12 protein-coding genes are annotated in these 15,861 nt (G+C 43.9%); 5 read left to right on the top strand and 7 right to left on the bottom strand.

Features of this window, described 5'->3' with window-relative positions; all coding sequences use genetic code 11:
- From ACWVCM_RS07470 to ACWVCM_RS07460, 3 genes are all read left to right on the top strand, one after another.
- The coding region (locus ACWVCM_RS07470) for an ABC transporter permease (RefSeq protein WP_455201103.1) at positions 1 to 940 on the top strand (940 nt) is incomplete at its 5' end.
- A 57-nt stretch (positions 941 to 997) separates the two neighbouring features.
- Positions 998 to 1,870 (top strand): ABC transporter ATP-binding protein, encoded by an 873-nt coding sequence (locus ACWVCM_RS07465; RefSeq protein WP_455201102.1) that lies wholly within the window; start codon positions 998 to 1,000, stop codon positions 1,868 to 1,870.
- 360 nt (positions 1,871 to 2,230) lie between these two features.
- Positions 2,231 to 2,926: a hypothetical protein gene (locus ACWVCM_RS07460; protein ID WP_455201101.1), complete on the top strand. Its 696-nt coding sequence runs from the start codon at positions 2,231 to 2,233 to the stop codon at positions 2,924 to 2,926.
- 66 nt (positions 2,927 to 2,992) lie between these two features.
- Here the strand turns inward: ACWVCM_RS07460 and gdhA are convergent, their stop codons facing one another.
- Together gdhA and prmB are read right to left on the bottom strand one after the other, a co-directional pair.
- Positions 2,993 to 4,345 (bottom strand): NADP-specific glutamate dehydrogenase, encoded by a 1,353-nt coding sequence (gdhA, locus tag ACWVCM_RS07455; protein ID WP_455201100.1) that lies wholly within the window; start codon positions 4,343 to 4,345, stop codon positions 2,993 to 2,995.
- A gap of 171 nt (positions 4,346 to 4,516) precedes the next feature.
- Positions 4,517 to 5,443 carry a 50S ribosomal protein L3 N(5)-glutamine methyltransferase gene (gene prmB / locus ACWVCM_RS07450; RefSeq protein ID WP_455201099.1) on the bottom strand — a complete coding sequence of 309 codons (927 nt, stop codon included), beginning with the start codon at positions 5,441 to 5,443 and terminating at the stop codon, positions 4,517 to 4,519.
- A 188-nt stretch (positions 5,444 to 5,631) separates the two neighbouring features.
- Between prmB and ettA the strand changes: the two genes are divergently transcribed.
- Positions 5,632 to 7,305, top strand: coding sequence for an energy-dependent translational throttle protein EttA (gene ettA / locus ACWVCM_RS07445; protein ID WP_455201098.1), 1,674 nt, complete (start codon positions 5,632 to 5,634; stop codon positions 7,303 to 7,305).
- A 90-nt stretch (positions 7,306 to 7,395) separates the two neighbouring features.
- Here ettA and ACWVCM_RS07440 read toward each other — a convergent pair whose 3' ends face one another.
- Together ACWVCM_RS07440 and cysM are read right to left on the bottom strand one after the other, a co-directional pair.
- Complete coding sequence (locus ACWVCM_RS07440; RefSeq protein WP_455201097.1) at positions 7,396 to 7,686, bottom strand: DUF6763 family protein; 291 nt, start codon at positions 7,684 to 7,686, stop codon at positions 7,396 to 7,398.
- A 431-nt stretch (positions 7,687 to 8,117) separates the two neighbouring features.
- Positions 8,118 to 9,008 (bottom strand): cysteine synthase CysM, encoded by an 891-nt coding sequence (gene cysM / locus ACWVCM_RS07435; RefSeq protein ID WP_455201096.1) that lies wholly within the window; start codon positions 9,006 to 9,008, stop codon positions 8,118 to 8,120.
- 204 nt (positions 9,009 to 9,212) lie between these two features.
- Between cysM and ACWVCM_RS07430 the strand changes: the two genes are divergently transcribed.
- A complete protein-coding gene (locus tag ACWVCM_RS07430; protein ID WP_455201095.1) occupies positions 9,213 to 12,134 on the top strand; it encodes a response regulator in 2,922 nt (973 codons plus the stop codon).
- A gap of 14 nt (positions 12,135 to 12,148) precedes the next feature.
- Here the strand turns inward: ACWVCM_RS07430 and galU are convergent, their stop codons facing one another.
- The 3 genes from galU to rpsO form a co-directional block, all read right to left on the bottom strand.
- Positions 12,149 to 13,045: a UTP--glucose-1-phosphate uridylyltransferase GalU gene (gene galU, locus ACWVCM_RS07425; protein ID WP_455201094.1), complete on the bottom strand. Its 897-nt coding sequence runs from the start codon at positions 13,043 to 13,045 to the stop codon at positions 12,149 to 12,151.
- Between the two features lie 168 nt (positions 13,046 to 13,213).
- Entirely contained in the window at positions 13,214 to 15,304 is a 2,091-nt protein-coding gene (pnp, locus tag ACWVCM_RS07420; protein WP_455201093.1) for a polyribonucleotide nucleotidyltransferase, read from the bottom strand.
- 131 nt (positions 15,305 to 15,435) lie between these two features.
- Entirely contained in the window at positions 15,436 to 15,705 is a 270-nt protein-coding gene (gene rpsO, locus ACWVCM_RS07415; RefSeq protein WP_455201092.1) for a 30S ribosomal protein S15, read from the bottom strand.
- Between the last annotated feature and the right edge of the window lie 156 nt (positions 15,706 to 15,861).

Raw genomic sequence — 15,861 nt, 5'->3', positions numbered from 1 at the left:
CTGGTCCGAACAACCACAAATTTTAATGCGAAAACTGGGAGTACCAATTTTCGCAATTAGTGTTTTCCTGTTTATCTGGGGTGCTGTCGCATCTCAAATCGAGACTTCACTGGGTCAGGTTCCTGGTCCAGCAAAAGTTTGGGAACAAGCCATGGTTCTTGTTGATGAGCACTATGAGGAAAGAGATAAAGAAAAAGCGTTTTACGAACGGCAGGAAAAACGCAACGCCAAGAAACTTGAAAAAGATCCCAGTGCCGAAGTCAAAATTAGGCCCTATACCGGTAAACCCACATTCTTTGATCAGATCGTTACCAGTATAATCACGGTTGCGACCGGATTTTTACTGGCTTCACTCATTGCCATACCTATTGGCATCGTGTGCGGCTTGAGTACGACAATATATACGGCATTGAATCCCTTGATTCAAACCTTCAAACCCGTTTCGCCACTCGCATGGCTACCCATCGTTACCATGATTGTTAGTGCTGTCTATATCAGTGACGATCCCATGTTTGAAAAATCATTTCTAACTTCAGCAATCACTGTAATGTTGTGCTGCATGTGGCCCACAATCATCAATACAACTGTGGGTGTATCATCGATAGACAAAGATCTTATTAATGTGAGCCGCGTATTACGCCTGGGATGGTTAACTAACATATTTAAAATAGTGATACCCTCCTCCATTCCCATGATGTTTGCCGGATTGCGCGTTTCGTTGGGGATTGGCTGGATGGTATTGATCGCAGCGGAGATGCTGGCGCAAAACCCGGGCCTGGGCAAGTTTGTCTGGGATGAGTTCCAGAACGGCAGTTCTAATTCTCTGGCCCGCATCATGGTAGCCGTCTTCGCTATCGGCCTGATAGGCTTTTTGTTAGACCGCCTGATGTTAGTACTGCAGAAGAAAGTCACCTGGGATAGAAATGCAGTGATTCGATAACAATCAATAAACAATAAAATCACGCAAATAGAGCGAATATATTTTGGAGAAGTAAAAATGAAACAGCATTTAGAATTAACGCAGGTATCCATTGAGTTCCCTACACCTAACGGCCCTTTCAAGGCGCTGGATAAAGTGAACTTGAATATAGATGAAGGTGAATTCGTCTCATTAATTGGCCACTCTGGCTGCGGTAAGTCCACTGTTTTAAACATTGTTGCCGGTTTATATCAATCAACAGAAGGCGGTGTGATACTGGACGGTAAAGAAGTTGACGAACCGGGTCCCGACCGAGCTGTCGTTTTTCAGAACCATTCTTTACTACCCTGGTTAACTGCCTATGAAAATGTTGAACTCGCTGTAAAACAGGTATTCAAAGGTAAAAAATCCAGGGCAGAAATGGATGACTGGATAAAACACAACCTGACCCTGGTGCATATGGATCATGCAATGAATAAACGCCCTGATGAAATCTCCGGCGGCATGAAACAACGCGTGGGTATAGCGCGCGCATTGGCAATGGAACCGAAGGTGTTATTAATGGATGAACCTTTTGGCGCGCTGGATGCTTTAACTCGTGCCCACATGCAGGACTCACTCATCGAAATTCAATCACGGTTAAATAATACCGTAATTATGATCACCCATGATGTTGATGAAGCTGTATTACTCTCAGATCGAATTGTCATGATGACCAATGGACCAGCTGCGACTATTGGCGAGATACTGGAAGTAGACTTGCCTCGCCCTCGCGAACGCGTCAAACTTGCCGATGATCCTCATTATAATCATCTGCGAGCTGAAGTTCTTAAATTCCTCTATGAACGCCAGCGTAAGCCTGAAGATTATGAAACTGAAGAAACTAAAAAAGATGAGCCAGATTTAAAAGAGGTTAGCAAGGAAAAGAAATCCGCAGAAAAAGCAGCATAAATCTCGATACATCACGAGAGCCCGCGTGTAGCGCTTCCCTGCGTGTTTGGATAACACGTCGCTTAGCAAGCCGCCATGGATGGCGTTTACCACTCGATGCAAATATTTTGACAATTTTGCAGTCAACTAGAACATCGATGATCATCGATGCATAAATACATAGGGTTTGCATCATTCAACTAATTTGAATTCGCGCACACTCAATACGTGACGACTGTCACATAACGGTGTTTCAAATGTGTTGACCAGTTCCCCCTACTCTCATGTATGGTTAATATACATACTTAATCTACCGATATTGGTATATCGCACCGATCGATCGAACAGATTCAATTGTTTTAAATTTTTTGAGTAGTAACTATGTACCAACAAGCCGTTGCGGAAAAACTCGCTCTGAATGCACGCGATTTAAAATCACCCCTCGTTAACAATGACGCAAAAAAACTTACCCTGAAACTTCTGCAAGTCAACAATCTAAAAGAAAAACAACGATTAGTCTGTGTCTTTGACCAGAAAATTTTAAAATTAACTGAAAAAACACCTAACCACACCCGGTCCTATATGATTGACCTGAGACTACTTGATGAAGCACCCAGGCGAGTTTACAACATCAACTTGAAATATCTGACGGCGTTCCTGGTGCTGGAAGTCGTTTCATATACATTGTACGTTTTGAAAAATCTTGGCCTTACTTTTCTGTCCAGTTCTTATGTTAATACTGCCATTGCATTATTAACCGCAGGCTCCATCATTATGTTGCTCCTGGCCATTAAGAGCTTTAACAACAAGTGGATATTTTATACACTCAATGGCCGTATACCGATATTAGAATTGTTTAATAACAACCCGAATCGCGCGCAATTTCAGAAAATTTTCAGCGGGCTGATAAAAAACATAATCAAAGCAAGGTCACAGAATAATTTGCCTGCTGCGGCGATGGAAGCATCTGAGGTAAGCGAGCATCGTCGCTTACGTGATGAGGGCATTATTACGCATGACCAATATGAAAAGGCCAAAGCTAATATATTATATGGTTTTACCCATCAGATAGAATAACATTTTTATTATAGCCGATGACATTTCACTTAACTCAATAGATCTAAAGTAGCAAGTGTAAGCACGCTACATGACGCCGTATGCTATCATTGCATTGGCAACTTTAATAAATCCAGCGATATTGGCGCCTTTGAGATAGTTGACATAGTCATCGCTTTCCTTTCCAAACTCAACACATCGTTCATGAATGTCTGACATGATTTTTCGTAACTTCTGATCTGTTTCTTCACGTGTCCAGGACAGGCGCATACTGTTTTGTGTTAACTCCAAACCTGACACAGCCACACCACCTGCATTAGCCGCTTTACTGGGGACAAACATGATTTTTGCATCCTGAAATACATCGATAGCGTCCCATTCTGATGGCATATTGGATCCTTCTACTACGGCAAAACATCCGTTCTTTACCAGCAGCTCTGCTTCCTCCTTGTTGATTTCGTTCTGAGTGGCGCAAGGGAATGCCATTTGACAGGGTACCTTCCACGGACGTTCATCTTCAATGTACTGTGCACCAAATACTTCCGCGTAGGTGGATATTCTGCCACGCTCGACATTTTTTAAATGCTTTATAAATTCCAGCTTTTCGGTGTTAATACCATCAGCATCATAAACATAACCGGATGAATCTGACATTGTAACAACCTTAACACCCATCTGAAGCAGTTTTTCCACGGTGAATTGTGCAACATTCCCGGACCCGGAAACCACGGCTATGTTGCCATCGACGGTTTTATTCGCGTGTTTAAACATATCTTCCATGAAATAAACAGCGCCGTAACCGGTCGCTTCATTACGTATCAAACTGCCGCCAAATGCCAAACCCTTGCCAGTAATGGTGCCTGTAAAGGTGTTCGATATACGTTTAAACTGACCAAATAAGTAACTTATTTCCCTCGCCCCCACACCAATGTCGCCAGCTGGAATATCAATGTAACTGCCGATGTGTCGCGAAAGTTCTGTCATAAACGCCTGACAAAAGCGCATCACTTCACGGTCACTTTTTTCTTTTGGATTAAAATCGGATCCGCCCTTGGCGCCTCCCATGGGTAAGCCGGTAAGACTGTTTTTAAAGGTTTGTTCAAATGCGAGAAATTTGAGGGTGCTTAAATTCACATCGCTGTGAAAACGAATTCCACCTTTATATGGACCGATGGCGTTATTGTGTTGCACACGATATCCTCGATTAGCGCGTACATTGCCTTTGTCGTCTTCCCAACAGACCCGAAAAATAACGATCCGATCAGGTTCTGACAAGCGCTCCAGTATTTGCGCATCGGTATAGACAGGCTTGTCGATTATGTACGGAATAATATGTTCCGCAACTTCATGGACAGCCTGATGAAACTCATGTTCACCAGGATTTCGACGAATCAGGCCAGCCATGAATTGTTCGAGACGTTGTCTTGCAGCCAGGACCATAAGAGCCTCAAAGAAATATCTTCAGGTATATTCAGGATGTAAAAATAGTGCTCAATAGCACTATCGGCAGGTAAACGAATAATCTGATCTAATTTGGGATGTTCAGGAGAAGTTGAGCACTATGCAGAACTCGCAGGTTTTCATGGTTGAATACCAACCATTACGCGGTCGTTATTCGTTATTGAAACTCTCCGCATGCGCCACAAGCTCTTGCTTTGTAAGGATAAATACACCGTGACCACCGTGGGCGAATTCCGGCCAGTTGAAAGGTACATCGGGATACCGTTCCAGTAGTGCCGCATCACTATTTCCCACTTCCACGACCAGGATACCCTGACTTGTCAGATAATCTGCGGCATTTTTGAGAATATATCTGACGATATCCAAACCATCTGGGCCCGCTGCCAGCGCCTCGCCCGGTTCGTGTAGAAATTCTGGTGTAAGTTCAGCCATGTCCTGGGCATCAACATAAGGTGGATTCGTGACAATAATATCGAATTGTTGAGATGCTGCCAGGCTTTGAAAAATATCTGACTTCAGTAATTCCACCTGTTCTTGCATACCATATTTTTCAATATTAATCGCAGCAACATCCAGGGCATTTACAGAATTATCTGTAGCAGTTACATGGGTGCCTGGAAACGCAGCGGCACAAGCTATGGCAATACAACCGCTACCCGTACATAAATCCAGAATGGAATGAACATTGTCTGGGTCTGTCCAGGGTGCAAAACCCTGCTCTATTAATTCGGCAATGGGAGACCGCGGGATCAGTACCCGCTCATCCACATAAAACGGCATTCCGGCAAACATCGCCTCCTGAATTAAATACGGTGCAGGCTTACGCGTGGTAATACGCTCCATTAATAACTCCACCACTTGCCGGCGCTCATTCTTGGTCAGTCTTGAGTTGATCATATAGGAAGGTACATCATGCGGCAGGTGCAGTACATGGCGTACCAGCATAAACGCTTCGTCCAGCGCATTATCGGTACCATGACCAAAACTTAGTCCAGCTTCGCTAAAACTCGAGGCTCCCCAGCGCACCAGGTCGCCCATAGTTTTCATTTCTTCTATGGCATCGTTGGCATGAATCATTCTGTATTAAAATCCTCCGATAAAAGCTGCACTATTATAGCGTATTTTTTGTCAATAACGCATTGCAAACACGATAAGTATTGCAACGTTTGCTTTCGGGAATCCGGCCTTTACATTCATTATCAGTTGTCTTAGATTTACGGGCTTAGCCTGAAAACTATTAACCATGAAGGATTCACATTAGACCTATGGCCCAGTACATATACACCATGAATGGCGTCGGCAAAGTCGTTCCGCCAAAACGTCAAATTCTAAAAGATATCTACTTGTCATTTTTCCCTGGTGCAAAAATCGGTGTATTGGGCCTGAACGGATCCGGTAAATCCAGCCTGTTGCGCATCATGGCGGGTATTGACAAAGATATTATTGGCGAAGCCCGACCTCAGCCAGGCATTAATATTGGATTTTTACCACAGGAACCGGAACTCGACCCCGCGAAAGATGTGCGTGGTAATGTGGAAGATGGCATCAAGGAAACCAAACAACTCATCGATCGTTTTAACGAAATCAGCATGAAGTTCGCCGAACCGATGAGCGATGATGAAATGAATGCCCTTCTTGAAGAGCAAGGCAAACTACAGGATGCCATTGATGCCGCGAATGGCTGGGAACTGGAACGCACCCTGGATATCGCAGCTGATGCGTTACGTTTACCTCCCTGGGAGTCAGATGTCAGTAAGTTGTCTGGCGGGGAACGTCGCCGTGTCGCGCTGTGTAAATTGTTATTGTCCAAACCGGATATGTTATTGCTTGACGAACCCACCAATCACCTGGACGCTGAATCTGTTGCCTGGCTAGAACATTTTTTACATGAATATCCCGGCACAGTCGTTGCTGTAACTCATGATCGATACTTTTTAGATAACGTGGCAGGCTGGATTCTGGAACTGGATCGAGGCGAAGGTATTCCCTGGGAAGGTAATTATTCCTCGTGGCTGGAGCAGAAAGAGAAACGACTGGAGCAGGAAGAAAAACAGGAAAACGCCCGTATCAAAGCCATGAAAGCCGAACTGGAGTGGGTGAGAACCAATCCCAAGGGACGGCATGCAAAAAGCAAAGCCCGACTGGCTCGCTTTGAAGACCTGACCAAGCAGGATTATGAGAAACGTAATCAGACCAACGAATTATTTATCCCACCTGGACCACGACTGGGTGACCTGGTTATTGAAGCCAACCACTTAAAGAAAGGATTTGGAGACCGTTTACTGGTAGAAGATTTATCATTCAATCTGCCGCGCGGTGGCATCGTGGGCGTAATTGGGCCCAATGGCGCGGGTAAAACCACGCTGTTTCGCATGTTAACGGATAAAGAAAAACCAGATAGCGGTGAACTGCGTATTGGTGACACGGTAAAAATTGCCTACGTGGATCAATCTCGCGACGCACTCGATGACAGCAAGACCGTTTGGGAAGAAGTTTCCGGTGGCCACGACAACATGGTGGTAGGCAACATGGAATTGAATTCACGCGCTTATGTTAGTCGTTTTAATTTTCGTGGCAGTGACCAACAAAAACGAGTGGGCGATTTATCGGGTGGTGAAAGAAATCGCGTACATTTGGCAAAGCTTTTAGCTGATGGTGGCAACCTGTTACTATTGGACGAGCCGACCAATGATCTTGATGTCGAAACCCTGCGTGCTCTGGAAGAAGCATTACTGAGCTTCCCTGGTTGCGCAGTAATAATTTCTCATGATCGCTGGTTTCTCGATCGCATTGCAACACATATGTTGGCGTTCGAAGGCGATAGCCAGGTAACCTGGTTTGAAGGTAATTATGCCGATTACGAACAGGACAGGAAACGTCGCCTGGGCGATGAAAACACACAACCAAAACGAATCAGCTACAAAAAGTTTCAGCACTAGTTAAGAACTAATCAGCTAAACTGACCAGTCGAACGAATCGTTATCTGTATTGACGTGGCTTAAACGCTACCCAGAACAACGAACTTATAATTATTCTAGCTCTTCCAGTGACATATTAAATCCGTTGGATTGAGGAGACAGGTCGGAATAACCCAAATCATCTGTTTCTACTTCGCCGAATGGACCAGTCCAGTCTTCCGGCGGAGGAACATTTTCCGCAACCATACCATACCAGGCATCATAGTCCATTTCGTCTATGTCACCGTTGAAGTATTGAATTTCGATCAAGTTGTCCGCATCATCAAGTGCAACAACTTCGAACAATTGCTGATTAAAATCCCTGTACCAATTCCCTACTACAGGAAACTCTTGTGAAGACATAATCACTTCCTCCTGAAATAATTACCACAACTAACCATTAGAGTGTATTCATGCAATTTGATGAAGGAAAATGTTGACAGACGGTTTACTGATCAGGATCAATAAACCTGCAAATCCTTTACTCATCCCTGGATTACTTCGCAGTCACTCAGAAGCTGCTTACACGTTTCGTCGAAAAATAAAGCAAAAGAAAAGATGAACGAGCGTTCTTAACAAGATAGCAGTATTCAACAGATTGTCTGTGTTGCCTGATAAAAAAGTCTATAAAAGTTTTGAATTAGTCGAGAAATAATAAATATTAAATGAAACATTATTGTATCTATAATTTAAACCTCATTAATGCATTAAATCAAAGGATTCTAATGTGATTAATGTTGAGCTAATTTAACAATTTGGCACAATTATTGGGTCTACGTATCAATTAATGATTATTAAGCGGGAAAGACACCCGTTGATAGATAACGGTCACCCCTGTCGCAAATAATCGCAACAATCAACGCGTTGGAAATTTCTTTTGATAAGCTTAATGCCGCGGCTACCGCACCACCTGACGATATTCCGGCGAATATACCTTCTTGAGCAGCCAACGCACGTGTTATATTTTCGGCATCGTCCTGGGATACATCAATAATGCGATCAACCCGAGACGCATCGTATATTTTTGGTAGGTATTCTTCTGGCCAACGGCGAATACCGGGAATGCTGGCACCTTCTTCCGGCTGCACACCAACTACCTGAATTGCAGGATTTTTTTCCTTGAGAAAACGGGAAGTACCCATGATAGTTCCCGTCGTACCCATCGCGCTTACAAAATGGGTAATTTTTCCCTGCGTATCTCGCCAGATCTCTTCTGCAGTACCTGTATAGTGGGCAAGCGGATTATCGGTATTGGAAAACTGATCCAGCACTTTGCCCTTGCCCTCGGCTTGCATTCGCAAAGCTAAATCCCTGGCACCCTCCATCCCTTCCTCTTTGCTTACCAGGATAATTTCCGCACCAAAGGCTTTCATGGTACTACGCCTCTCTACGCTCATCGTTTCTGGCATGATCAATACCATGCTGTAGCCCTTAATCGCCGATGCCATCGCCAGGGCAATGCCGGTATTACCGCTGGTGGCCTCAATCAAGGTGTCGCCGGGTTTTACATCGCCTCGACGTTCTGCCTGACGAATCATGTTCAGTGCAGGCCGGTCCTTGACGGATCCCGCCGGATTATTGCCCTCCAGTTTCACGGCAATAATATTTGAAGTATCACCAGGCAGCCTCTGCAAGCGCACGAGTGGTGTATTGCCTACAAATGATTCAATTGTTGGTATATCCATGATTAATAACCAAATAATTTGCTAACGAATGCCCTGGCCACAATAACCTGTAAACTATAATTGGTAAACTGTTTTAGTATTGCCATTTACCTCGAACACTAAGTAGACAAATGTGTTTGAAACCTGCATTATTTCAATAAGTTGCCCATCAATGCTGATGTTTTATTAATAACACGAATCTACCAGTAAAGACATAGACGAAAAATGGTGAGCTGGGACCTACAACGCCGTTTTGTGTTTCTTTCATTGTTACCACTGACTTTGATTGCCGTGGTGCTTGCCATATTCTTTATCAATCAACGCACCTCTGAGTTAACCGATTCACTTAAAGCCCGTGGCGAATCATTGGCTCGCCAACTTGCCACTGCCAGTAGCTATGGCGTAGCAACCAAAAACCTGAAGCTAATAAAGCCGGTTACCAAATCTGTGCTCGCAGAAACCGATGTTGCTGCAATTACCATTACAGATAACGATGGCGCTGTAATATTGAGATCACTCGCTGGTAAAAAATCTTTTCAGGATGCACAACAAAACTCATCGCAACCACAATTCAATGACAACCTGATCTTTATGCGTCCTATTCTTAATTATACCAACTACGAACCGATGAGTGACTTAAAGTTCAGCGATTACCAGCTTAATTTCCCCCACGAGTTCCCTGAAATCATCGATCCACGAAAAATTTCAGGCTGGGCTATCATAGAATTATCTCAGGCCAACCACCGCATAAAAGCCAATAATATTATTTTCAACAGCCTTGGTGTAACGACATTCGTATTGTTCATTTGTGCACTTTTGGTGTTTCGCATTAGCAAGAAAATCACATCCCCCATATTAAAACTCGCGGATGCAGCTAACGAAATTGAAAAAGGTAATCTGGATATCGAACTGGAGCTGGATTCCAAGGGAGAGTTTCTTGCCCTGGAGCGAAATATCAACAATATGGCAGAGTCATTAAGGCAATCGAGAGAACAGCTACAGGAAAAAGTAGACCAGGCAACCTCAGATCTTTTAAGTTCAATACAGGTTGTGGAACGTCAAAACAGGGAACTCTCTGAGGCTCGTCAGGAAGCCTTACTAGCCAGTCGTGTCAAGTCGGAATTCCTGGCCAACATGAGCCATGAAATTCGTACACCGATGAATGGTATTATAGGTTTCATTAAATTATTACAGAAAACCAATCCTACAATAGAACAATTTGACTATATAGAAACTATTGAAAAATCCGCAAACAATTTATTGTCCATCATTAACGATATTCTTGATATTTCCAAAATTGAAGCCGGCAAAGTTACCCTTAAAGGTGAAGAGTATAATTTGCGAGACTGTATTGAGGAAATCACCGCCCTGCTCGCCCCGTTGGCCTATGATAAAAACATCAATCTCGTTTCCATGATTTACAGCGATGTACCGTTATCGTTACATGGTGACGCTTCCAAATTACGACAAATCCTGACCAACCTTATTAGTAACGCTATAAAGTTTACGGAAGTTGGCGACGTAGTAGTACGGACTATGCTGGAAGAAGAAAATGACGATAATGTCACGATAAAAATCATGGTCACCGACTCTGGTATAGGCATCAGCCAGGAGGATCAACAACGTTTATTCAGAACTTTCTCGCAGGTGGACTCATCTTCAACGCGCAAATACGGCGGCACTGGACTGGGGCTTACTATCTCCAAAACACTGGCTGAAATGATGAATGGTGAAATTGGTATTGACAGTAAAATCAACCAGGGCTCAACCTTCTGGTTTACCTTCAAACATGAAAAACAACTGCCTCAACTAACGCAAGAAACCGCACCAGTTTCACTAGCGGGATTTAAAGTATTATTGTATGACTCCAATCAGGCGTCTCGGCTAGCAATACAACACTTCCTTGAAAGCTGGTCTATTGATGTCACTACGCTAACGACCATCTCTGATGTACATAATCACATTGAAATAGCAGAAAAGAATGCGCCTTTTGATCTGATTGTGCTTGGTTTGTCTCAACAGGAAACTCAGGCCAACATACTCACCGGACAAATTGAATCAATTCGCAAAGTAACCCAATGCAATATTCTAGCCCTGGTAAACAGTGCTGACGCCAAAGTTTTTTCTACGATAAAAGCAGCCGGAATACATGCGGCATTACCAAAACCAGTAAAACACAGTGAGTTTCATCAATTGCTCTGCAAGCTGCTGGTGCCAGATGATAAATTGCTAAAATTTACCAACGTGGAAACCATACCAAAACTGACAACAAGGTCGAAGAGTAATACATCGGCTATAACACCGGCTAAACCGCACTTCTCGGAAATTGATACTGAACAATTACCTCTCCATGGAATCAAGATTTTAATAGCGGAAGACCAGGAGATAAATGCCCGCCTGATGGACATCCTGTTGAGTCAGGCCGGTGCTACCACCAGGGTTGTAGAAAATGGCAAAATCGCACTGGACGCAGCAACATCAGAAGTTTTTGACTTTATTCTGATGGATATTCAAATGCCTGAAATGAATGGCGTGGAGGCCACCAAACACATTAGACAATTTGACAATGAAAACCAGAATACGCCTATCGTCGCATTAACCGCGAACACTATCGCTGAAGACAAAACCAGTTACCTGGCGGCCGGCATGAACGACGTGCTCATCAAACCCGTGGATGAAGAAATCTTAATTGATACGATTTTATCTAAAGTCACTCCAAAACATACCGACAAAACCATTGCTGATGATCATCGCGTTCCCCTTGAAGAGCCATCAAGCGACTTCAGCCAGTCTTCGAATCAAACGCAGAAAGCGTATATCGATATTAATAGTCATAAGGACAAGCTGGCAATGTCCAAGCAGGAACTGACCGAAGAAATGCATGGTATGTTGTTGAAGGAATTGCCAGGATTCAAACAATCCATTAACCAGGCGTTTGAGGACAACGACCTTGATACAATGGATCATCATGTTCACAAGTTACATGGTGCCACCAGTTTTTGCGATGTACCCAACTTAAAAAATGCAGCGGAGTTACTGGAAATTTCGATCAAGAAAAAATATGCCAAAGAAACAATTAGAGCAAATCTTAAAGTGGTAAACCTTGAAATCGATGCGGCGCTGAAGCCAGTCGACAAAATTCATTAATTACTTCATTAGAATCAGTCTTTAGAATCCAGCGAACCCAGGTTCGGGATACAATAACTGCGCAAATATTTTAGAAAGTCATCCTTCAACTTGGGATGTTTTAACGCATACTCTACGGTAGCTTCCAGATAACCCAGCTTACTGCCACAATCATATCGTTTGCCGCTAAATTTATAGGCTTTCACGTGCTCGACTACCATTAATTGCGCTATGGCATCCGTTAACTGAATTTCGCCACCCGCACCTTTTCCTGTATTTTCAAGCAGATCAAATATGGTAGGTGTCAAAATATACCGCCCCACAACACCCAGGTTAGATGGCGCCTCACTCGGTTTCGGTTTTTCAATAATCGCTTCTACATTCGCAATAGTCTGATTGGTATCATCCGTTTTCACGATACCATATTGGTCTGTTTCATCTGGTGATACCGGCTCCACTCCAAGAATACTGCATCTATACCGATTATACTGATCAGCCATCTGGGATAAACATCCCTTACTATCATCATCTATCAAATCGTCAGCAAGAATTACCGCGAATGCCTCTTTACCCACTACGTCCTTGGCGCAAAGAACCGCGTGCCCCAACCCAAGTGCTTCTGCCTGCCTTATGTATACACAACTTACGCCTTCCGGCAAAATTCCCTTTACGATGGATAACAGTTCATGTTTTTCGCGCTTTTCTAGTTCGGACTCTAGTTCGTAGTTTTTATCAAAATGGTCTTCGATTGCCCGTTTACTACTGCTGGTGACAAAGATAAGTTGCCTTACACCAGCAGCAATAGCCTCCTCAGCCGCATACTGAATGAGAGGCTTATCAACTACAGGCATCATTTCTTTAGGATTGGCTTTAGTAGCTGGTAAAAATCGTGTACCCAGTCCAGCGACAGGAAAGACCGCTTTTTTGATCATTCTATGAAATCTCCTAACTACCTACTTATTGTTAAGTATGACATATTGATATTCAGGTTACCTGAATTCAAGTCGCACTTCTTTATCGTAATAAACATTGGTAATAATCACAAAAAAAGGGCGTTACGCCCTTTTTTATTTGTAGTTCTGGGTGATTGCCTCGCCCAATTAATCAGCATCCACGGCTTTCATACTAAGTCGTATGCGCCCCTGCTTGTCAATTTCCAGGACTTTGACCTTAACAATGTCACCTTCAGATAACTTGTCACTGACATTTTCCACGCGTTCATGGGAAATTTGCGATATATGAACCAGGCCATCTTTGCCAGGAAGAATGGTAACAAAAGCACCAAAATCCATTAGCTTGGAGACTTTACCTTCGTAGATAACACCCACTTCCACGTCAGCTGTTATCAACTCGATACGACGTTGCGCCTCTTTTCCGGCAACGCTATCTACCGAAGCAATTTTAACCGTACCGTCATCATCGATATCGATGCTGGCACCAGTTTCCTCAGTAATCTGTCGAATCGTAGCGCCGCCCTTGCCGATTACATCGCGGATTTTATCCGGATGAATCTTGATCGTGATATAACGTGGGGCAAATTCCGACATTTCGGTACGGGATGTTGAAATCACTTCATTCATTTTACTCAGAATATGCAAACGTCCGTCTTTTGCCTGCGCCAGTGCTTTTTCCATAATGTCTTTCGTTATGCCATCAATCTTAATGTCCATTTGTAAGGCACTAACACCATTCTCGGTACCAGCCACTTTAAAATCCATATCGCCAAGATGATCTTCGTCGCCCAGGATATCTGACAAAACTGCAAAGCTATCGCCTTCCTTAATTAATCCCATCGCGATGCCCGCGACTGGCGCTTTGGTCGGCACACCGGCATCCATTAGAGACAAACTGGTACCGCACACAGAAGCCATGGAACTGGAACCGTTCGACTCGGTAATCTCTGACACCACACGAATCGAATATGGGAAGCCATTCACATCCGGCATAACCGCAGCCACACCGCGTTTTGCCAATCGTCCATGACCGATTTCACGACGTTTCGGGCTGCCAACAAAACCGGTTTCACCCACACAATATGGAGGAAAATTATAATGCAGCATGAAGTGCTCTTTGCGCTCGCCTTCGATGGCGTCTATATTTTGTGCGTCGCGTGCGGTTCCTAAAGTGGTTACCACCAAAGCCTGTGTTTCACCACGAGTAAACAACGCTGAACCATGGGTACGCGGTAATACTCCAACGCGAACAGTAATAGGTCGTACCGAAGTAGTATCACGGCCATCAATACGTGGATTACCTGCCAGAATCTGACCACGTACGATTTTCTTTTCCAGTTTCTCTATAGCGGTTCTGACAGCTTCGGCATCATGACTGTTTTCATCTTCGTCACTACAAAGCTTATCAATAATGCCTGAACGAATTTCACCCAGACGGGTATAACGATCCTGTTTTTCCTTGATTTGATAGGCCTGAACAAAATCATTTTCGGCCAATTCTGCAACAGCGACATTGGCGCTATCATCTGTTTCAGGTGCTTGCCAATCCCAGGCTTGTGCACCCGCTTCTTTGGCAAATTCATTAATACCATTGATAACCACCTGCATTTGCTCGTGACCGAACATAACTGCGCCCAACATCACTTCTTCTGATAATTCGTTGGCTTCTGATTCCACCATCAATACGGCATTGTGGGTACCAGCGACAACCAGGTCCAGATCACTGGTTTCGAGCTGGGATGCCGTTGGATTGAGTAAGTAATTGCCATCTTTATAGCCGACACGAGCAGCACCAATAGGACCATTAAACGGTGCACCTGATATCGCCAGGGATGCTGATGCGCCGATCATGGCGGGAATATCCGGATCAATTTCCGGATCCAGCGAAACCACGGTTGCAATTATTTGAACTTCGTTGGTAAATCCGTCAGGAAAAAGCGGACGTATTGGCCTGTCGATAAGGCGACTGGTAAGTGTTTCTTTTTCAGTGGGACGACCTTCGCGTTTGAAAAATCCACCGGGAATTTTTCCAGCCGCATAAGTGCGTTCCTGATAATTAACGGTTAACGGAAAAAAATCGCGTCCTTCCTCTGTGTCCTTCATCGCTACCGCTGTGACCAGTACAGCGGTATCACCAAGACTGGCCATCACAGCACCACTGGCTTGTCGCGCAATTTCACCGGTTTCTAACGTAACTAACTGGTCGCCGAATTTGATTTCTTTTTTAGTAGGATTCACTTCAGAATGTCCTCAATGCCTTAAGATTTACTTGGTTTATATTGATGATTATATGGTTGCAGTCCTGGCTAACCAGGGAAAATGCTGTCTCATTTGTCGGCCATCAACTGCAATCGGCGACACGCGTGATATTAGCGACGCAATCCCAAACGTGATATTAATTCACGATAACGGTCAAGGTTCTTGTTCTTGAGATAGTCTAGTAACTTACGGCGCTTGCTAACCATACGTAGCAATCCCTGACGAGAATGATGATCATGTTTGTGCTCTTTAAAATGCATAGACAAATCATCAATTCGTGCAGACAACAAAGCGACTTGCACTTCCGGAGAACCGGTATCAGCATCACCTTGCTTGTAATCGCTAATTATCTGGCCTTTTTGTTCGGCGTTTAAAGACATTGAATAACTCCTACTATTTATAAAATTCACTTAACATTTGAAATTAAGGTTCTACAGACCTTGTTTAATCCTGCCCACTCAGCCTGACCTTAAGGCATGATTTCAGAGGGGCGAATTTTACCCTATTTAGGAGTTATTCAATGTCTTTAAACGCCG

The organism is Kaarinaea lacus (assembly GCF_975902315.1).
Note: the sequence above shows the minus strand (reverse complement) of the source record. Positions and strands in the feature narration are given on the sequence as shown.